Genomic DNA, 18,191 nt, shown 5'->3' with positions numbered 1-18,191 from the left:
GATCACAAATGGTGGCGTTTAGCGTCAAGACTTTCATAAGGAAATCTTTGTGATGGGAGCGATCTCCAGCCGCGCGCAGATTTCCTGGTGCAATTCCTCAACGCTTGTGCAACCATTCACTTCCACGACCAGTTCCTTTGAGCGGAACAATTCTACGACCGGCCGCGTTAGCGCGTGATAATCGGCCAGCCGCGCTTGAATCGCTTCCCGATGATCGTCGCGGCGTATTTCGAGCGGTCCTCCGCAGACATCGCAGCAATTTTCCACTGCCGGGCGGTGGTGCATCAGGTTGTAGTCCAACCCGCAACGCGAACAAAGTCGCCGGGCCTGAACGCGCTCGAACACGACCTCATCAGGCACGTTGATTAAAATTACCGCGTCGATGTCATAGCTTTCCAAAAAGAATTCCGCCTGCGGGCGGTTTCGCGGAAAGCCGTCGAGCACGAAACCATAGTTCCAATCGTGTTCTTCAAGTCGACGGCGAACCACTTCTTCGACGATCTCATCCGAGACAAGTTGTCCAGCGTCCATGATGCGCTTGATGCGTGCGGCTAGCTTGGTGTGCGTTTGAATGTTCCAGCGAAAGATGTCGCCGACGCTGATATGCGTGAGATCAAATCGCTTGCAGAGCAGTTTGGCTTGCGTCCCTTTGCCGCAACCTTGCACTCCCATGATTATGTATTTGTGCATGGCATGTCCCTTCGATTCCCAGAATCTATGTTACCCGCCACGCATGCTCTTATTTTCAATCATAAACGGATAAACTTCAAGAACCGCGCGTAGTTGTGAAGCGACTATTCTAGGGTTACGATAAGGACGGCTCCTTGAAAGCGCAAACAGCCAAGCTGCTTGCGCTCCCTTTTCTGCAGTTCTGCTCAGCTCTTTTCTTAACTCAATCGCCCAACTGGCGGAGGTGATTCTCATGAGTTCCGACGATTTCTCGAAGCAACAATATATTTCCTTGCGTGCCGAAATCAGCGAATCGAAATCACGCGTGTTTTGGCTGTTGATCGTGGGGATCTTTTTGGTCCTCGCGTCGGGCTACTTGGCCGCGGCACAACCTTCAGCGTTTGCCAATGCCTCGATTCCCTTTTTGTTGCTGGCGATCATGCTCTCGTTCATCGCCGAAGAAAGTAACATCAGCCGCGCGGGCCGCTACTTGCGCGAAGTCGTGGAACCCAGGATCGGCGATTTGCTGGGCTGGGAGCATTGGCTCGAATCGCAGCAGCGCTATCGCGAAGTCGACCGTGCGTTCGTCGTCGGTTTCAGCTCGCTGTTTTTGTTATTCTTCGTGATCTCGGCGTCGCTGACGATCAGGCAACTCGATCGTGCTGGCGGACATCAATCGATAGTGTGGAGCTTGGGAGCGGCCTACACGTTGGGGGCCTTTTGCGTGATCTACGTGCTCGCGCGCCATTGGACGGCATCGACGAAGCCACCCATCGAAGAGGCGGTGGAAGAAAGCTGAGATAGCAGCCGCTATTTCTTCTTCCCTTCTTCCTCACCGGTCTCCAGCACCGCGAGGAAGGCTTTTTGAGGAATGTCGACCGAACCGATCGACTTCATCCGCTTCTTGCCTTCTTTTTGCTTTTCCCAGAGCTTGCGCTTGCGGGTGATGTCGCCGCCGTAGCATTTGGCGGTCACGTTCTTCTTCATCGCCGAAATGGTTTCACGGGCGATGATTCGCGTGCCGATGGCGGCTTGCAGCGCCACTTCGAACATGTGGCGGGGGATTTCCTGCTTGAGCTTTTTGATAACCGCCCTGCCCCGCACGTCGGCATCGCGCTTATCGCAGACAATCGACAGCGCGTCGATCCGCTCGTTCTTGACCAGAATATCCATCCGCACGAGATCGCCCGATTCATAACCCAGGAGTTCGTAATCCATCGTGCCGTAGCCGCGGGTTGTGCTCTTGAGCCTATCGTGCATGTCGTAAATGACGTCGGCTAGCGCAAGGTCGTAAACCAACATCGCCCGCGTTGGCGAGAGATACTCCGTGCGGACGTAAGTGCCGCGGCGGTCGCTGCACAATTTCATAATGCCTCCGATGTACTCCGTGGGGAGCACGAAACTCACCCGCACAATTGGCTGGCGGAATTCTTCAATATCCCCCACTTCGGGCACGTCTTGCGGCGTATGCACCTCGATGGTTTCGCCATTCTTTTTGACGATCTCATACGTGACGTTGGGCGCGGTCTGCACGAGATCGATGTCAGCTTCCTGTTCGAGCCGTTGCTGCACGATCTCCATGTGCAAGAGCCCTAGGAAACCACAGCGGAAGCCAAAGCCCAAGGCATCGCTCGTTTCCGGTGAGAACTCAAAGCTGGGGTCATTGATCACAAGCTTATCGAGAGCCTCACGCAATTGTTTGAAGTCCTGACCATCCGAAGGATACAGGCCGCAGAACACCATCCGTTTGGGTTCTTGATAGCCGGGCAGCTTCAGGTCGGCTTCTCCATCGGTGGTGCTCACGGTGTCGCCGACGTGGACCTTGTCGAGCGACTTGATGTTGCAGATCAAGTACCCCACCTGACCGGCTGCAAGTTTGGATGACGGCTTGCGATGGGGAACAAAGTGACCCAACTCAAGGACTTCGTGCACGGTCCCTTGTTGAAGAAATTTGATCTTCTGCCCCTTGGTAATCGTGCCGCTCATCACGCGAATATACGTAATCGCCCCGCGGTATTCGTCGTAGACCGCGTCAAAGATCATCGCTTGCAAGGGGCCCTTGGGATCGCCCTTGGGAGCTGGAACGCGTTCGATGACCGCATCGAGAATCTCCTTGCATCCCATGCCAGTCTTGGCGCTGCACCCCAGAATCTCGTCGGCGTTGACCGCCAGCGTGTGTTCCATCTCCGCTTTGACTTCGTCGGGCCGCGCGTGGATGAGATCCACTTTGTTCATCACCGGCACGATCGTGAGGTCGTGTTCCATCGCGGCATAAGCATTCGCCACGGTTTGAGCTTCCACGCCTTGAAATGCATCGACCAACAGCACGGCACCCTCGCAGCAAGCGAGCGACCGTGACACTTCGTATTGAAAATCGACGTGCCCCGGCGTGTCGATGAGGTTCAACTCATACTTATAACCTTTGTATTCGTAGTGCATCGTCACGGCGTGGGATTTGATCGTGATGCCGCGCTGACGCTCCAAGGCCATGTCGTCGAGCAGTTGCTCTTTCATTTCACGGACACTCACCGTGCCCGTCACTTCCATCAGGCGGTCAGCGAGCGTGCTCTTGCCGTGATCGATGTGAGCCACAATCGAGAAATTTCGAATATATTGAGGTGCGGTCATTGAGGGAGAGGCCGGGGTCGGGGGTCGGAGGTCAGGTGGGGATAGGGGTTGGGGCTGAGTAAATGAATGTGTTGTTATTTTTAATTCTTCTGGCGGTGTTCGAGGCGAGCAAGGCCGGCGGCGCCTACGAAACCCGCATCGCTGCCTAGTCGGGCGAATTCGATCCGCAGCGAATCTTGGAGCGCGGTGAGAATCCGGGGGCGGACTTCATCGCGGACCCGTTGGATAAATTTTTCACCGAGCGGGTGACCAGCACCACCGAAAGTCATCGCCCCGCCGAGGACAACGCTATCGGGATCGACCGTGTGAATCAAGGTCACGATGCCAATCGCCAGGTATCTGGCCGTGTCCATCACGACTTCCAAAGCGAGCGCATCGCCCGCTTCCGCGGCATCGGCGATCGCCAAAGGAGTGATCTCACCTTCGTTTTTCAGTACGGTCGCCAAACTGCTATCACGACCCGCTTGCAGCGCGTCGACGGCTCGACCCACAACGCCGTAGGAACCACAGTAGCCTTCCAACGTGCCGGTGAGGTTTTGCGTATCGCGCCGTGCCTGAGGATCGGATTCGATGATGATGAATCCACATTCCGCCCCGCAACTGTGTGCCCCTTCGATCAAATAGTCCTCGAGCACGATCCCACCACCAATGCCCGTGCCCATGGTGAGCAGCACCATGTTGCGCGAACTGTTGCCCGCGCCTTGCCAATATTCGCCAAACGCCGCCGCATTGGCATCGTTGGCAAAACGGACGGGCTTGCCGCAGGCTTCGGCCACACGATCACGAATGGGATAATTCCACCACGTTGGCAAATTCCCTGGTTTGAGAATCATGCCGGCCTTAATATCCATCGGTCCCGGTGTCGCGACGCCAATTCGCGCGACGTCGGATTTTTTTGCTCCGGCTTTGTTCAACAGCTCATTTACTGCCTCGCACATCCGGCGGACGGCATCGTCTGCACCACGTTCGACTTCGGTCGGCACGGAATGGTAAGCCAGCGTGCGGCCACGGTTGTCGATCAACCCCAGCTTGATGTTCGTGCCGCCGACATCGATGCCGATGAACAGAGGAAGCTCGGCTTCGGCGAGCGTGATAATAAACTTGGAGCCGGTCATGGAAGTGTGGTCATATACTGGTCGAAACGGGAAGAAATCGAACTCACCAGTATAAAATTGCCGCCCCCGGGCCGCAATTCGAGATACAGCGGGCATTGAGCAGCACGTTACCGCCGCAGCTAGAAATTTGACGCTCCGTAACCGAAGAAACTACAATAACCCGTGTCTGTCGTTTCCCCCCGACAAACGTCCCAGGAGCAAAAGCTTGAATACTGCTACAGAACTCGTCGACGCGGCAAAAATGTTGGCCCCCGAGCAACGGCTTTGGCTGATCGATCAAATCTGGAATAGCCTCCCCCCGGAGCAGTGGCCTAACCTACCAGCCCAGGAAATTGCCGAGGTGCAGCGGAGGTCGGCGGCCTACGATGCTGGCCAGGAGAGCACCACTTCCTGGCAAGAAGCACGCGAGCGACTTTTTGGGCAAAAGTAAACTGATGAATCACGTCAGAATACTTTCGTCGGCTGAAAACGATATCGCCGAAGCGCTACAATGGTATCTCGATCAAAGCGTACCTGCTGCTGAGCGTTTGGAACAAGAAATCGACGACGCTGTTTCTCAGATCGTTCGTGAGCCAGAGCGATTCCCCAAGCTCTATACTGAACATCATTATTTGCTGCTCAAAAAATTTCCTTATTACATCGCTTATCGCAACGACTCCGAAGGGATATTGATTGTCGCGGTTCGACACACGGCGCGCGACTCGTATTAGTACTAAACACGCCGCAGCACCGTCGACGCAATATCTTCCCGGAATTCGCTCGCGGGGACTTCGTCGCAGATCGCTCGTAACGCGGTGGGAATCTCCACGTCGCTCAGGCATTGAAAGTCTCCCGAACACGTGCGGCCAAAAACCAGAAACCGGCAACCTGCCGCGGTGATGGCGGCGATGGCTTGATCGCGCTTGGCGGCCTCGTTGCCGTAATATATGGGATCAGCAATCCGCACGAGCGTGTCGACACCTACGACGAAAGTCGCGTTGGGCACCAACTCGGCCTTTTCGCAAAACGTGGGCGCAGTCGTCAACAAAAGTTCTTTACCCCGGTCTTGTTTCTGTATGCCGGTGATCCGCTGTTTTATTTCAATGAAGTCGAGCGATGGCTTATCGACATTGGCGAGCGAGATTTCATAGCACAGCTCGCTGCCTAAGCGTTCAACGGCAATCCGCGCCATTTCGCGATGACCTTGATGCAAGGGATTGAACGCGCCGGGAAATACTATCTTTGGTTGCTTGTTTTCGCCACAAAGGACACAGTGTGCTTCTCCAAGTAGAAGCTTTTTCCACGCAGGGTCAGCAACTTGCGACAATCGCTCAATTTGCTCAGCCGTTTCAAGTTGTTTTTGAAGTTCGCTGTAGCCGATAGAAGCATCAACTCCGCATGCTTCCGCCATCGCAAGCAACACCAGGTCAGCCGCGATTCGTTCTTCGTGTTCGCGAGTTCGTGCCCCCTTGGTGAGTGTTAAAGTCAACGAACATGTTTGCGTCGCGGTCTGCCACGCCACATGAATGCGATGATCGCCCCGTTTAGGAACATCACTCACAAGGCTGGCGGTCACGCCGATGCCCACGAGTGTTAGCGGATCGGCGGCGGGAGAAAGATTCCGCCCGCGCATCCAGGCCGCCATCGCCATCGCGCGAGCCGTTGGTTCGCTGCAATATTGATCCGGCGTACCCCCCAGCAAATCGGTCAGCGCGCTCGAAGCATACGGCACCACGGCTTCAATCACTGACCGCGATCCGCCGGGCACTTCCAGCAGCCTGCCAATCGCCGCGCTGCCACCTCCCGTGATGGCGATTACCGATTGTTTGCCACTGGAATGGATGGCCGTGATCAGATTTTGCCAAGAAGCCTCACTCACAAGTGCTAATCCGTTGGTTGTTTGTTGCTGGAAAGCCACATGATGCCAAAATGCCACGCACTCCGCGACGAACTTCCGTAAGAATTCCGCTCGATTCCCCCGGGCGAAGTATCTTTGATTTTAGCAAATCCTTCTCGGCATGAACCTTGCAAAATGAACGACGCTTACGGCCAGCTCGACTCCAGCTCACTGAGGCCAGCCATGGCGGACGTCGTCGAAATCAATTCCCTCGTGGATCTTCAATCTTACGCCATCGCGTGGGATTCTCTGGCCCAACAAACGCCCCGCTTCTCGTTCTTTCATACTTTCAGTTGGTTCAACACGTTCTGGAAACATTTCGGAGCGAACCGCCGGATGCGCGTGCTGGTCGTGCGGTCCGAGGAAACGATCGTCGGAATCGTGCCGCTTTGCGTGGCAGAAGAAGTTCACCGCTTGGCGAAGGTCAGGGTACTCAATTACCCGCTCAACGACTGGGGCATGTGGGCCGGACCGCTGGGCCCCAATCCCTCGGCCACGATGTTCATGGCCTTGCAGCACATTCGCCAGACCGACCGCGATTGGGACCTGATCGACCTCCGTTGGACTTCGGAAGATCACGACATGACCGGCCGGGCGATGTCGGCCGTTGGCTGGAAACCTCAGAAGAGCATTTTCCAACAAACGTCGCTCATCGAATTCGATTCGACGGATTGGGAAACCTATTTCAACGGCCTCAACAAAAAATGGCGCCACGAGATCCGCCGGCAAGCACGGAATCTTGAAAAGCTGGGGCCCGTCGAATTCGTCAGATATCGTCCCACTGTGGGCGAAGTCGATCCGCGTTGGGACCTCTTTGATGAGTGCCTTGCCGTTTCACGCCGAAGCTGGCAGTCGGACGCCCACAATGGCAATACGATTTGCCATGCCGACGTGCTGCCGTTTCTCAAAGATTGTCACGCCGAAGCGGCGAGACTCGGCATGCTCGACGTGGCGATCTTGCGCGTGGCGGGTCAGCCGCTCGCTTATCAATACAACTACCACCATGCGGGCACCATCTTTGGGCTGCGCATGGGCTACGACCGCCAGGCCCGCGAGTTGGGAGTGGGAAAAGTTCTGCTCGCCCTCTTTATCGAAGATAGTTTTCTGCGCGGTGATCGCGTGCTTGATTTGGGTATCGGAGAATTCGATTTCAAAGCACGCTTTCGCACGGGCGTGGAACAGAGCTACCGCTATAGCTACTACCCGTGGAATTCCTGGCGATCGCAGGGAATCAGAATCACCCAATGGTTGCGGCAGCAACTGGCTGCTGAAGAAGTGGTGGCAAGTAAGCCGGCACTTTCATCTTAAAGTGCTTCCGTAGCGAAGTATTAACTCGCGACGAGGCTGTAACAGGTTTAAGTTCACGCATCTCGCACCGACATTTGACCATTAGCATTATGGTCTTTGAGTGCCAAATACCAGTGCCTTTGTGCTAGCCATCTCAGCCGTGATGTGTTACCCTAGACGAGGGTCTTGCCGGGCTTAATTTTTCGTGAATGAGGACCGTCTCATGAACGCTTTGCGATTCATTCTGTGTTCAGGGTTGCTTCTGTTTGGCAGCAGCGTCTCTCACGCCGCTTTCACGTTTCTCGGTCCAACCCCGTACCGCAGCGCGGCGGATAGTCCGTTCAATCTCAGCGGTCTGGGTGCGACGTTCTTTCTGGAGGATTTTGAGGATCTGGTTCCCCAGCCCGGTTTGGACATAGGCCCCGATCCAATTCTGGAGATTGTCAGACAGATTGGGAGTTCAGTTGATGCCGACGATGGTGTGATCGACGACTCACGCTTTACTGGCTTTTCCGCTGGACCGAATATGGTTATTGATGCCGCTCTGACAACCGAAATTATTCAATTCAAATTTGATGTTGGAATGCTCGGTTTTGTTCCAACGGCGGTTGGGCTGGTAATCACGAGTGGTGCCGGACCTGATAGTGGAGTTACTGTGATTGATAACGATAGTAATCGTGCCACGTTCAGCACAAATAGTCTTGTGATTAATAGCTTCAGTTCAGCTGATGATCGATTTATTGGCATCTTAAATCCTGCCGGCATAGTTCAAGTTGAATTTTTCGCAAGGGGTTTTTCGGCTCCTGGGGTCTTGGTAGATCACGTGCAGTATGGGCTCGCGGTGCCAGAGCCCAGTGCTTTTCTGCTATCCGTTCTGGCCATATCGTGTTACCCTGGACGTGGGTATTGCTGGGCCTAATTTTCCGTGAATGAGGACCGTCTCATGAACGCTTTGCGATTCATTCTGTGTTCAGGATTATTTTTAACGGGAAGCAGCGTCTCGCACGCTGCTTTCACGTTTCTTGGACCGACCCCGTACCGCAGTGCGGCGGATAGTCCGTTCAATTTGAGCGGGCTCGGCACGACGTTCTTTTTGGAAGATTTTGAGGACGATGTGCTGACGCCGGGGCTAGAAAGCGGTTTTTCTGGTTCAATATTTCCTATACAGGGAAACTCTGTCGATGGTGACGACGGCGTTATTGACGGTCTTGATACGGGAGGATACTCTGTCCATGCTTTTCCTCCCGATGCATGCATCGGTTCAAACTGCACTGTTTATACACAGTGGATTTTCAATGACACAGCCTTCGGTAAATACCCGACGGCGGTAGGTTTTGTTCTGACTGCTAACAGCGGGTCCGAAGGAAGGATATACGTTCTTGGTCTTGGGGAAAATGGTTTTGCAACCGAGACGTTTGAATTCGAGGGAATCGTCTCCCGGGCTTTTGACACTAGCGATGACTGGTTCATCGGCATCACGTCTCCATTTGGGATATATTCAGTCAGTTTCCAACAACTGCGACGTCCTATCCCAGGTGCGACTTCATTCAATCCTAGTTTTGATCACCTACAGTATGGCAAATTCATCCCAGAACCGAGTGGGATCTGCCTGCTCACATTTTTTGGGCCTTTAGTTGCGCATCGTTCTTGCAGACGGAGAATTTTGTCATGAACGGGTTTGGTCCAAAGAAAACATCATTCTCTCGAATGTTGCGTATTGAGCGTCTTGAAGATCGATCAATGCTCTCGACAACAGCCACCATGCTCGGCCAAGAATTCAATTTGCCATCTTGGATTTGAGCACTGCTGGAGAATCAGTTCGGGCAGGAGTTCGCCCTGGCGGGGTGAGATATGCGAGAATCCTTGCCGGTTTCGGCTTTGAGTTCCCCGGGCAGTGACGTCTGAGGCACGCGACGCATTGGTCGCGTTCCTCAGACGTCTGCCACTGAGGCGCCGTCCCCCCCAACCTTGTTGCTAACTCTTGAAAACCGTCGTTAGCAACAAGCGGCAAAAATTGATGTCCTCGCGAGACTTGCTGATTGAATTCCTTGGAACATGATCCCGAGCCAACAATCGCGGTCACCTACTGTTGAGGTTCGCTGATGTTGTTGGCGGACTGTTCTTTGAGAGCCGCGGCTTCGCGAGCCAACTTGAATTCCGGCCCTGGTGCGTAGTATTGCACGTCGTCGCTCAGATAGTAACCGCTGGGCAAGGTTTGGCCCGCGATGTCCATTTGGCAACCCGTGGCCGCCAACGACCCGAGCATAAGGAGCCCACTCCAGAGCAGCGTGGCATTGAATCGGGTTTTTCCGGACGAAGTTTTCACAATCGTTGCTCCTGACGGAGGGACCATTTGCCGGACCAATTCCACGTTACCGGCGTCACAATCGTTATCGTCGTCCTGAACGGCAAACTTTGACTTCTGCCGAAGAATTTGCATTTCCGTGGGTGCTACTGCTGACAGCAGCTGGCAGACCCGGTGTTTGTCGGTGTTCTTCCCGGCGGCGTCTTCACCGCGTTTTTGCGGGGGAAATCGCCTTTTCCTGAGAGACTGATAGAATGAAACTACGCGCGCCACTCGCCTGAGATTGCTAGCGGCAGCGCTCTTCTTGGAACAGAGACCCTCCGCGCACAGGGAGAACAGCGTGCTAGCGACCTATTTCAAAATCCTTCAGCGCACGGCGCTTGTGGGGTTCATTCTGATTGGCCTCACGGGCCGCCATCAGGCGCACGGTCAGGGCTCGGTGGCGGTGACCGACACCCTGCCCAGCCAGTACTACTACACCGCGGTGTATGACATCTATCGGGGCGAATACCGCGATGCCCAGCGGACCCTCATGCGCGAAGCCCGCAGCTCCGTCAGGATCGGCGTGACACAGCGCTGGATCGACGCGATCTGCTATCACGCTTTGTGGGGCGAAGTGCTATATCACCAAGGGCAGCCTGCCGCCGCGCTTGAGCAATTCAACGAAGCCTGCGCGATGTTTTTGCAGTATCCCAACTGGGTGCTGTCGATTGAGTTTCGCGAAGCTCCGCGAGCCGATGCGGGCATGGCCCGTAAGGTCCTTCCTTGGGGACCGAGCACGCGAAAATTCGTTTTGGGTGATGTCCCTTCCCAGATGATGATTAGCTTCGGTGATGACCTCAACACACAAAGCCAGACCGCCCAGCAGGGGGGCGTACTTCGTCAGAGGCAATTTTGGCAAATCGATGCCGTGGAAATCATCCGCGCAACCGCGCTCGCCATTCGTCGGCGCAACGAACTTTTGGGTCCGCTGGCTCCGTATGACCCGTTGTCACGCGATCTGGTGAACAAACTTTCCGCGCGGATCACTCCGCCGAATCATTGGTCGAATGTTTGGGCCGATCTCTTACTGGGACTCGCTTATGCTGGCCAAGGCAATCTGGATCAGGCCTTTCAAAGATTGCAACGCGCTGAACGGATGGCGGGCCAGTTCGATCACCCGCTCACTTGTATTTCCTTGCTCGAACAAGGACGGCTCGCCATGGAAGCTGGTAAGTTCGACAACGCCGATCGACTCTTTTTGGAAGCCAGCATCTCGGGCATCTATTACGAAGACCCAGGCGTGATCGACGAAGCTTTCCGCTACATGGCGATGAACCGGCTCGGCGCGCCAAATCCCCAACCAATCCCTGTTCTCGATGCCGCTGCGGCATGGGCCCAACGCGAACGCTTGGACCATCTCTACGCGCGATTGAGTTTTACCCGTGCCGAAGAATGGATGAATGCCGACAAGTGGAAACAAGCGGCTGCAGCGCTTCAAAGCGGCCAAAGTCGACTCAACGACGCGGCCACGGGACTGCTTGGCAATTGGTCGCGCTATCTCGAAGCCCGCGTGCTCGCGGAACTGGGCAAAGAGTCCGCCGTCGACGTTCTGAATGCGTCGATTGCCAACCACTACAACATGTCGTCGCGATTCATGCAGTTACAAACCACGAATCGTTGGTTTGACGACCAACTACTACGAGCCAGCGTCGCGGTTGAAATCTATGAAAATATGCTGAGTGATCCCGGACCCCGGGATTGGGCGTTTCGTCCGCTTGATACACTTGCCATGTTAAAAGCCCCACTCGAAGATTCTTATGACCGTTGGATCGCCGCATTAGGTGAGCGCAAGGAAAAAGCCGCCGCCATAGAAGTGGCCGATCTGGCCAAGCGTCGCCGCTTTTTTAACGCGCTGGAACTTGGCGGGCGGCTGGCTTCGATTCGCGATACGTTGGAATCACCAGAAAATATGTTGAGCCCGAGCTCACGGAGCTTGCGCAATGATCTTTTGCTCCGCTATCCCGAATACGCCGGTCTCGCCAAAGATGGTCAAGCACTGCATCAGCAGCTCCGCACACAGTGGAAGCCTACAGACGACAAAGCGGGTTCCAAAGCACTCGACAAACTTTGGCGAAGTTGGGCAAACAATCTTAATGAGCGCGAGATACTGGTGTCGCGCTTGGGGTTGAGCCGCGCACCCAGCGAATTTCAGTTTCCCCCCGTAGTTGCGGTCGAGGATTTGCAAGCTCGTCTCCAGCCGGGCCAAGTGGTTGTCGTGTTTCACGAAACTGCTGGCGAGCTGATGGGTTTCCTTTTGACCGACAGCACTTCGACGATCTGGAATTGCGGAACGTCGGCGGCACTTGGCCGGGATGTTAGTAAATTTCTTGCCGATCTCGGCAATCACGACCGCAACAATTCGCTCGATGAAAAGGAGCTTGCCTCGACCGATTGGCGCGAATCGGGAGAAGCTTTGTTTCAAGCCCTCTTCACGGGTTCGTCGTTGGACCTCGCGACCGTGACGGAACTGATTGTTGTTCCCGACAGCGTCGTGTGGTATGTCCCCTTAGGTGCGTTGCCTTTGAAGGTGGATGGTGAACCGGCTACGCTCAATTCGGTCGTCCCAATTCGCGTCGTCCCCACGATGGGTCTGGCCGTGGGACAGGCTGCCCCTTGGCGGCGCATTCTCCACACGACAATTGCCGGCAGCGAAATTGTTCCCGGCGATAAGGTGGCGGATCGCGAAGCAGAACTGGCCAATCTTCAAGCGGTTATGCCCAGTTTCATTTCCCTTCCCGCGCCGCTGCCCGAGTCACCCCCTGTAGTGGCCACCGTGCTCGATGCCTTGTTGTCGCTCAATGAGATTGACATAGAACGGGCTGAGCCTTTTCTGTGGTCACCGATTGCAGCGGGACGAGGAGAAGAAGGTCAATTGGGAACATGGGTGAACTTGCCCCGCATCGGTCCTCAACGTTTGTTGTTCCCCGGCGCGCACACGATTGCCGAAAAGGGGGGTAAGGCCTCTCGTAAACGCAACGATAACATGCCGCCGGGCAGTGAGTTGTTCATCGCCAGTTGCAGCCTGATGTCGAGCGGTGCCCAAACGATTCTCTTGAGCCGCTGGCGCGTGGGGGGGCAGTCGACTTTGGAACTGATGCGCGAGTTCATACAAGAGTTGCCGCGTACCTCGGCGGTTGAAGCTTGGCAGCGCTGCGTGGAAGTCGCCAAGGAGTTGCCACTCGAACCAGCACTCGAACCTCGAGTGAAACTCAAAGACGCGAGTACTTTGCCCACTGCGGAACATCCGTTCTTTTGGTCGGGCTATTTATTGGTCGACGCTGGCGAGCCGCTCGAAGCCCAGACTTTGCCCGAAGTGCCTGTTGTTGAAGAAAAAGCAAAACCTGCCGATCCAACGCCTGTGCAGGGCAAACCAACAATCCCCCCGCAAGCTCCGGTGCCGGTCCCAGCGAAGTAATCCTCTCGCACAATACCGAAAGCCTTATGATATCGTTTCGCACACTGACATTGATGCTGGGAACACTGCTGATTGCAAGCATCAGTAGTCGCATCGAGGCCGCGAAGTGGCAGATTTCTACGCCAACGAACGTTCTGATTGATACGTCCCTTGTCGCGGCTGAAGAACTGAGCGGCATCACCTACAAAGGTCCCGGTGCGACGGCACTGCACCACACGTTTCTGGCCGTCCAAGATGATGGCGGCAAGTTGCTCACCCTCGACGTGGAGTTGTCTCCCACGGGATCGCTCGTTGCCGCCAGCACCACGGCATCGCTCACACTTGCAGCGAGCTTTGATTTTGAAGGGGCCGCCTACACGAACCCGACTCGCAACAGCGTGTTCCTCTCGGAGGAAAACAGCCCCGGCGTGCGTGAATACGATCTCAGCACCGGAGCCACTTTGCAAACGGCGAGCATTCCCAGCGTGTTTTCTAATCGCCGCGCCAATCGCGGCTTCGAAGCTCTGGCCCGGAGTCCTGATGGTTCGACCATGTGGGTTGCCAACGAAGAAGCACTCACGGTCGACGGACCACTGGCGACCGCTTCGACCGGCACCACCGTGCGGCTATTAAAATTGAATGTCGACGGCAACGCGGTGTCTGCCGCCGAGCAATATGCTTATCAGGTTCAGCCAATTCATCTCTCCGGAATTCGCTCTGAGCGCCGCAGTGGCCTGGCGGATCTGGTGACGCTGCCCGATGGCACACTTTTCGGATTGGAACGCTCTTTCGATGTTGGAGTCTCAGCACTGCTGTACAAAAGTAGGATCTATGAAATCGACGCCACAAGCGCCACAGATGTCGGCACGGCCCCTTTCAATACGGGACTCATCGGCAAGTCCTACACACCTGTTTCAAAAGAATTGATCTGGTCTGGCTCGGCCGCGGGTGCCAATGGCCAGAATCTTGAAGGACTCACCCTCGGTCCGCGCCTCGCCAACGGCAATTGGCTGCTCGTGGGAGTGGTCGACAATAGCAATGGCAGTGATCCCGTGAGTTTCAACACGCTCGTCACGTTTGAACTTTCGGCGATTCCCTCGGCCGATTTCGATGAAGATGGCGATGTCGACGGCCGCGATTTTCTCGCCTGGCAACGCGGCACGGGCACAGCGATTGGTGCCACGCATTCCCAAGGCGATGCCGACCGCGATGGTGACGTCGATGCCGCAGATCTGGCGATTTGGTCCGAGGAGTACGGCGCGCCGGCGATTGTCGCAGCTGTGGCGATCCCAGAACCGAACGCACTATTATTGCTTACGTTTGGTGCGGTGTTGATTGTTGGCAGACGCCAGTAATAGACATCACATCGTTGCATCAACGTGATAAATCACGTCAACGAGCACGCCGGGTTGCAGATCGATTTCGGCTGGCAGGGCAATGCGAATGGGTAAGCCTCGCTCGGGAACCGCGGGATTGACTGCCAAGGACGTGGGGATCGATTCAATCTGACGGCCCACTTCTTCGATTTCGCTCTCCACGGCCTTGGCACCCATGGCTCGCGAACGCAGCGTCACCCGCATGCCGGGCAGGGGCTCGAAGCGGGTTGCTTCGGGGAGATAGCTAACGATGTAGCTGCCGTGATCCGCGGCGAGCGTGGCAATCGGTGCCCCCGCATGGAGTCGCTGACCGGGCGAGCAAAACACATCCACGAGCGTACCGCTAATCGGCGCTCGCACTTGGAGTGCATCCGCTTGATTACGCAGCTGCAGCGCGCGAATGGCCAGCAACTGTCGCTCGTTGCGTAACTCGGTGAAATGCTCCCGCGCCGCGGCGGGAAGATCAACGGGTAGTGTTTGTTGTTCCAACGATTCGGAACTGGTGACGCGGTCCCCTGCGGCGCCAAGTTGTACTTGTGCTGCCAGCGATTGGAGTTGTTCGGTTTCTTTCGTTACCAACTGAGCTACTTGATCCCTCACCGCAGGCGCGGCTTCCTTGGCGAAGTAATCTTGCCAGGCGACCAATTCTTTTTGCAGCACCGCCGCGTCGTGATCGAACTGCTTCATGCCGGCAAGCCATTCGCTGTCGTCGTATTCGGCAATGACATCCCCTTCGCGGACATGATCGAACAAACTCCATTGCAAGCCCGTGTGGTGCGGCATGCGGGCAATCATGCCCGAGGCTGGGCTCATGATGTCGATTCGTAGTGTCGAAACGCGGCCCACGCCTTGAACGCTTTGTGCCTGGGAACGCCACAAAGCCAGCCAAGCGCCGACTGAAAGCAACAGACACATGACCGGCAGCGCCCGCACGCGCAAGCGACGAAGCCGCACACTGCGCGCAAGCGGCACTTTGCCAGCGAATTCTCGATCATTTTGTGCAGCTGCGTCGGCCATCGATATTAGCTTTCGTTTTCATCGTCGTACACGGTGAATGAGAGTTCCTGCACGTTACCCGCGGCTGCGAGTTCACTACGCAATTGTTCGCGGAGAGAGGGATTTCGTAGCAACAGTCGGTAGCTGAGTACACTGCGGGCATCCGGGCTTTGCCGTTCGCCGGTGAGTAGCAGTCGGTCAGAATAGCGGTTCAGAACCCGTTCGATGCTGGCCCGCGTGGCGCCACCGTCGGCGGGGGCTAAGAGCGACAACACTGCGTCGAAACGATGCCGTTCGCCGAATTGGGTCCACCACAAATAAAACATCACCGCCATAATCACCACCGCGCCAATCAACGTCGTGGCATAGCGATAGGTTCCCGCCCCCATGCCTTCAACGATCGCCCACAGAATAAAGGTCGTGTCGCGAGTGTCTTTGAGCACGTTGCGGAATCGCACGACCGCAAACACAGCTAAGAGCCCGAAAGCGATCATCAAACTGCCGGACATCAGAATCATCATCAACGCGACGATCACCGGCAGCACGACCAGCGAAGCCACGAACGACGACGAATAAGAGGGCGACGTGTGGGTCGCCATGTAAATCCAGCCGACAAGTTGGCCCACAATGAAGGCCAGCAGCAGCGAAACCAAAATCGTGACTGGCGGCGGGGAGGCCCCGGAATCGCCGTATTGCAAGACGCTCAGCCAATCCATCATGCCACACCTCGCACGCTGGCTACGTTTTGGGCCGGACTGAGATTTAACGCATCGACCGCGTGAACATACTTTGGAAACGACGTGCGCTGTAAACCAAAATCACGCACCAAGTTGCGCATCCAATTCGGCACGTTGCCGGAATATTTAAGCTCGACAACCACCTGATCAGGGAACACCTCGGCTCGCTGCTTGGGCAAGTTAAACCCTGCGGTGGGGTCATAAGGCATGCCGGCAATGTGGCGGTCGAACGTGACGCGAACTTCATCGAGATCAAGTCCCATGTAAGCTTCGCGTTGATAGGAGACAAACGCACAGCCACGTGCCGAGAGACTCGTCATGCGTCGCCGAAATTCTTCGAGCGCGACGATCGACTTTTCGCTGGGGTTGATCAAATCCTGCGTTGTTAAAGTCATGCCCGCGAGTAGTGCCGTCGCAGCGGATTTACTCACAACGGCCCGCAGCTTGTGAATGGCATCAGTGGTGCGTGATTTTACTTCCAGAAACACAGGGGATGACGGAGACTCATTGTAAAATCGCATCCGCAGCTTGTAGCGATTCTTGACCCCATCGGTTGTTTCCCGATAAAGCTCGTGCCAAGGACTATCAAGATAAAGGCTGTGAACGTGGTAGCCTTCTGAGTCGCCAGCAGGCATATAACGGTCGGGGGTCAGATAAGCCCGCACGAAACTGCGCAGCGCGACCGCGGTCGTCTCGTTGACGAGATATTTGTGTTCGGAGCGGCCAGCGTCGTAACCCATCGACATATTCCTATTAACACCGCGTGTTATTCTAAGTTCTGCTTGTCGATTGGTTCGTCACCATTGCGGCTACAAAGCGAGCGAATCAGCTTTTCGCCCGTGTCGTCCGACATAAAATGCACCGAGCCATCGCACATGGCGAAATGAGCCCCACCGGGATGCTCGCTGAAAATCCGCTCTTCGTACCAGGCCTTGGGTGTTTTGGCGTCGTTGATCTTCTTGTCGATGTGGGTGACGTTGTTGCCCGACGCCCAGGCGCCATGGACCGAGTCGATCACGTTGTCTTTGATGCCAGCACCACGCCCCGTGCATTCGGTAAGCCACACCGTGTTCGACAAGCCGTCGGTCACATCCGAGGCCTTGATCGCGGGTGGGTCTTCGAGCTTATCGCCGTTGGGCAGTCCCTTGGTGCCGATCAGAATGCCGCGCTGTCGGCCATAGTATTCCTTGCTCGTAGGATTCTTGGCATCTTTATCGGGACCTGAGATTCCCAAATAATCCAAGCATCCCAAACCATCGCCAGCGAGTGGCGACATATTAAATAGCCGCGCGTCGGTTGTGCGATGCTCCTCGATCAACGACGTGCTCGGGCAAAGATAGACGCTAATGACCTGCGAAGACGCCGGCATGTTCTTCGGATCGGTGAACGGAACTTTAAAATCGAGCTGATCGGCCACCGCTTGCTGTTCGATGAACGGCAGCAAGATCGCCGACCAAGCCATCGCATAGGTGCCGGGATCTTTGCGTGGGCCGGACCAGCGCTGGCCCGCGGGAAATTTTTTGTTGGCCGATTCGAAGTTGAGCAGGCCCGTCGAAAGCTGCTTCAAGTTATTGGCACATTGAGTGCGGCGGCTGGATTCTCGCGCGGCTTGCACGGCGGGGAGAATCAGTGCCACGAGCACGCCGATGATGGCGATGACCGTCAGCAGTTCAACCAGGGTAAAACCAGATTTGCTGTTGGGGTGCGTCATAGGATGGCGAACAGGCCCAAAAACTTTTGAGAAGAGTTCTTTAAAAAAATCACGC

At 55.6% G+C, this 18,191-nt stretch carries 18 protein-coding genes; 8 read left to right on the top strand and 10 right to left on the bottom strand.

Annotated elements, in window-relative coordinates:
• Window positions 1–33: 33 nt before the first annotated feature.
• Window positions 34–690, bottom strand: a complete 657-nt coding sequence (locus AC6T8Q_RS10105; protein WP_500678961.1) for an adenylate kinase family protein — start codon at window positions 688–690, stop codon at window positions 34–36.
• Between the two features lie 30 nt (window positions 691–720).
• Complete coding sequence (locus tag AC6T8Q_RS10100; RefSeq protein ID WP_500678960.1) at window positions 721–924, bottom strand: hypothetical protein; 204 nt, start codon at window positions 922–924, stop codon at window positions 721–723.
• Here AC6T8Q_RS10100 and AC6T8Q_RS10095 point away from each other — a divergent pair.
• Entirely contained in the window at window positions 923–1,468 is a 546-nt protein-coding gene (locus AC6T8Q_RS10095) for a hypothetical protein (protein ID WP_500678959.1), read from the top strand. The two genes, AC6T8Q_RS10100 and AC6T8Q_RS10095, sit on opposite strands and share 2 nt — an antisense overlap.
• 11 nt (window positions 1,469–1,479) lie before the next feature.
• Here the strand turns inward: AC6T8Q_RS10095 and lepA are convergent, their stop codons facing one another.
• Together lepA and AC6T8Q_RS10085 are read right to left on the bottom strand one after the other, a co-directional pair.
• Window positions 1,480–3,297, bottom strand: a complete 1,818-nt coding sequence (gene lepA, locus AC6T8Q_RS10090; protein ID WP_500678958.1) for a translation elongation factor 4 — start codon at window positions 3,295–3,297, stop codon at window positions 1,480–1,482.
• 80 nt (window positions 3,298–3,377) lie between these two features.
• Complete coding sequence (locus tag AC6T8Q_RS10085) at window positions 3,378–4,412, bottom strand: ROK family protein (protein ID WP_500678957.1); 1,035 nt, start codon at window positions 4,410–4,412, stop codon at window positions 3,378–3,380.
• 205 nt (window positions 4,413–4,617) lie between these two features.
• On the opposite strand from AC6T8Q_RS10085, the gene AC6T8Q_RS10080 reads away from it, so the two are divergent.
• A complete protein-coding gene (locus AC6T8Q_RS10080) occupies window positions 4,618–4,842 on the top strand; it encodes an addiction module protein (RefSeq protein WP_500678956.1) in 225 nt (74 codons plus the stop codon).
• 4 nt (window positions 4,843–4,846) lie between these two features.
• Complete coding sequence (locus AC6T8Q_RS10075; protein ID WP_500678955.1) at window positions 4,847–5,122, top strand: type II toxin-antitoxin system RelE/ParE family toxin; 276 nt, start codon at window positions 4,847–4,849, stop codon at window positions 5,120–5,122.
• Window positions 5,123–5,124: 2 nt separating this feature from the next.
• On the opposite strand, the gene AC6T8Q_RS10070 is transcribed toward AC6T8Q_RS10075, so the two are convergent.
• Window positions 5,125–6,270, bottom strand: a complete 1,146-nt coding sequence (locus tag AC6T8Q_RS10070; RefSeq protein WP_500678954.1) for a hypothetical protein — start codon at window positions 6,268–6,270, stop codon at window positions 5,125–5,127.
• Between the two features lie 153 nt (window positions 6,271–6,423).
• Between AC6T8Q_RS10070 and AC6T8Q_RS10065 the strand changes: the two genes are divergently transcribed.
• The 3 genes from AC6T8Q_RS10065 (at window position 6,424) to AC6T8Q_RS10055 (ending at window position 9,247) form a co-directional block, all read left to right on the top strand.
• Window positions 6,424–7,596, top strand: a complete 1,173-nt coding sequence (locus AC6T8Q_RS10065) for a GNAT family N-acetyltransferase (protein ID WP_500678953.1) — start codon at window positions 6,424–6,426, stop codon at window positions 7,594–7,596.
• 202 nt (window positions 7,597–7,798) lie between these two features.
• Complete coding sequence (locus AC6T8Q_RS10060) at window positions 7,799–8,494, top strand: hypothetical protein (protein ID WP_500678952.1); 696 nt, start codon at window positions 7,799–7,801, stop codon at window positions 8,492–8,494.
• A 24-nt stretch (window positions 8,495–8,518) separates the two neighbouring features.
• Window positions 8,519–9,247 (top strand): hypothetical protein, encoded by a 729-nt coding sequence (locus AC6T8Q_RS10055; RefSeq protein WP_500678951.1) that lies wholly within the window; start codon window positions 8,519–8,521, stop codon window positions 9,245–9,247.
• A 411-nt stretch (window positions 9,248–9,658) separates the two neighbouring features.
• On the opposite strand, the gene AC6T8Q_RS10050 is transcribed toward AC6T8Q_RS10055, so the two are convergent.
• Window positions 9,659–9,901, bottom strand: a complete 243-nt coding sequence (locus AC6T8Q_RS10050) for a hypothetical protein (RefSeq protein WP_500678950.1) — start codon at window positions 9,899–9,901, stop codon at window positions 9,659–9,661.
• A 319-nt stretch (window positions 9,902–10,220) separates the two neighbouring features.
• On the opposite strand from AC6T8Q_RS10050, the gene AC6T8Q_RS10045 reads away from it, so the two are divergent.
• Both AC6T8Q_RS10045 and AC6T8Q_RS10040 read left to right on the top strand, forming a co-directional pair.
• A complete protein-coding gene (locus AC6T8Q_RS10045) occupies window positions 10,221–13,337 on the top strand; it encodes a CHAT domain-containing protein (protein WP_500678949.1) in 3,117 nt (1,038 codons plus the stop codon).
• A 26-nt stretch (window positions 13,338–13,363) separates the two neighbouring features.
• Window positions 13,364–14,671: an esterase-like activity of phytase family protein gene (locus AC6T8Q_RS10040; protein WP_500678948.1), complete on the top strand. Its 1,308-nt coding sequence runs from the start codon at window positions 13,364–13,366 to the stop codon at window positions 14,669–14,671.
• 6 nt (window positions 14,672–14,677) lie between these two features.
• On the opposite strand, the gene AC6T8Q_RS10035 is transcribed toward AC6T8Q_RS10040, so the two are convergent.
• The 4 genes from AC6T8Q_RS10035 to AC6T8Q_RS10020 are packed head-to-tail and all read right to left on the bottom strand — an operon-like array spanning window position 14,678 to window position 18,136.
• Window positions 14,678–15,709, bottom strand: a complete 1,032-nt coding sequence (locus AC6T8Q_RS10035; RefSeq protein ID WP_500678947.1) for an HlyD family secretion protein — start codon at window positions 15,707–15,709, stop codon at window positions 14,678–14,680.
• 5 nt (window positions 15,710–15,714) lie between these two features.
• A complete protein-coding gene (locus AC6T8Q_RS10030; RefSeq protein ID WP_500678946.1) occupies window positions 15,715–16,407 on the bottom strand; it encodes a DUF4956 domain-containing protein in 693 nt (230 codons plus the stop codon).
• A complete protein-coding gene (locus AC6T8Q_RS10025; RefSeq protein WP_500678945.1) occupies window positions 16,404–17,165 on the bottom strand; it encodes a VTC domain-containing protein in 762 nt (253 codons plus the stop codon). Before AC6T8Q_RS10025 ends, AC6T8Q_RS10030 begins: the two co-directional genes overlap by 4 nt.
• Window positions 17,166–17,191: 26 nt before the next feature.
• On the bottom strand, window positions 17,192–18,136 hold the full coding sequence (locus tag AC6T8Q_RS10020) for a DUF1559 family PulG-like putative transporter (protein ID WP_500678944.1): 945 nt from the start codon (window positions 18,134–18,136) through the stop codon (window positions 17,192–17,194).
• Between the last annotated feature and the right edge of the window lie 55 nt (window positions 18,137–18,191).

Source organism: Bythopirellula sp., assembly GCF_041737835.1.
In the GTDB taxonomy this organism is placed as follows: Bacteria; Planctomycetota; Planctomycetia; order Pirellulales; family Lacipirellulaceae; genus Bythopirellula.
This window is presented reverse-complemented; position numbering and strand designations above follow the sequence as displayed.

Excerpts from the sequence above, each read along its gene's own strand:
- AC6T8Q_RS10105 (WP_500678961.1), bottom strand. The coding sequence starts at position 690 with ATGCACAAATACATAATCATGGGAGTGCAAGGTTGCGGCAAAGGGACG.
- AC6T8Q_RS10095 (WP_500678959.1), top strand. The coding sequence starts at position 923 with ATGAGTTCCGACGATTTCTCGAAGCAACAATATATTTCCTTGCGTGCC.
- AC6T8Q_RS10100 (WP_500678960.1), bottom strand. The coding sequence starts at position 924 with ATGAGAATCACCTCCGCCAGTTGGGCGATTGAGTTAAGAAAAGAGCTG.
- lepA (WP_500678958.1), bottom strand. The coding sequence starts at position 3,297 with ATGACCGCACCTCAATATATTCGAAATTTCTCGATTGTGGCTCACATC.
- AC6T8Q_RS10085 (WP_500678957.1), bottom strand. The coding sequence starts at position 4,412 with ATGACCGGCTCCAAGTTTATTATCACGCTCGCCGAAGCCGAGCTTCCT.
- AC6T8Q_RS10075 (WP_500678955.1), top strand. The coding sequence starts at position 4,847 with ATGAATCACGTCAGAATACTTTCGTCGGCTGAAAACGATATCGCCGAA.
- AC6T8Q_RS10065 (WP_500678953.1), top strand. The coding sequence starts at position 6,424 with ATGAACGACGCTTACGGCCAGCTCGACTCCAGCTCACTGAGGCCAGCC.
- AC6T8Q_RS10060 (WP_500678952.1), top strand. The coding sequence starts at position 7,799 with ATGAACGCTTTGCGATTCATTCTGTGTTCAGGGTTGCTTCTGTTTGGC.
- AC6T8Q_RS10055 (WP_500678951.1), top strand. The coding sequence starts at position 8,519 with ATGAACGCTTTGCGATTCATTCTGTGTTCAGGATTATTTTTAACGGGA.
- AC6T8Q_RS10040 (WP_500678948.1), top strand. The coding sequence starts at position 13,364 with ATGATATCGTTTCGCACACTGACATTGATGCTGGGAACACTGCTGATT.
- AC6T8Q_RS10035 (WP_500678947.1), bottom strand. The coding sequence starts at position 15,709 with ATGGCCGACGCAGCTGCACAAAATGATCGAGAATTCGCTGGCAAAGTG.
- AC6T8Q_RS10030 (WP_500678946.1), bottom strand. The coding sequence starts at position 16,407 with ATGATGGATTGGCTGAGCGTCTTGCAATACGGCGATTCCGGGGCCTCC.
- AC6T8Q_RS10025 (WP_500678945.1), bottom strand. The coding sequence starts at position 17,165 with ATGGGTTACGACGCTGGCCGCTCCGAACACAAATATCTCGTCAACGAG.
- AC6T8Q_RS10020 (WP_500678944.1), bottom strand. The coding sequence starts at position 18,136 with ATGACGCACCCCAACAGCAAATCTGGTTTTACCCTGGTTGAACTGCTG.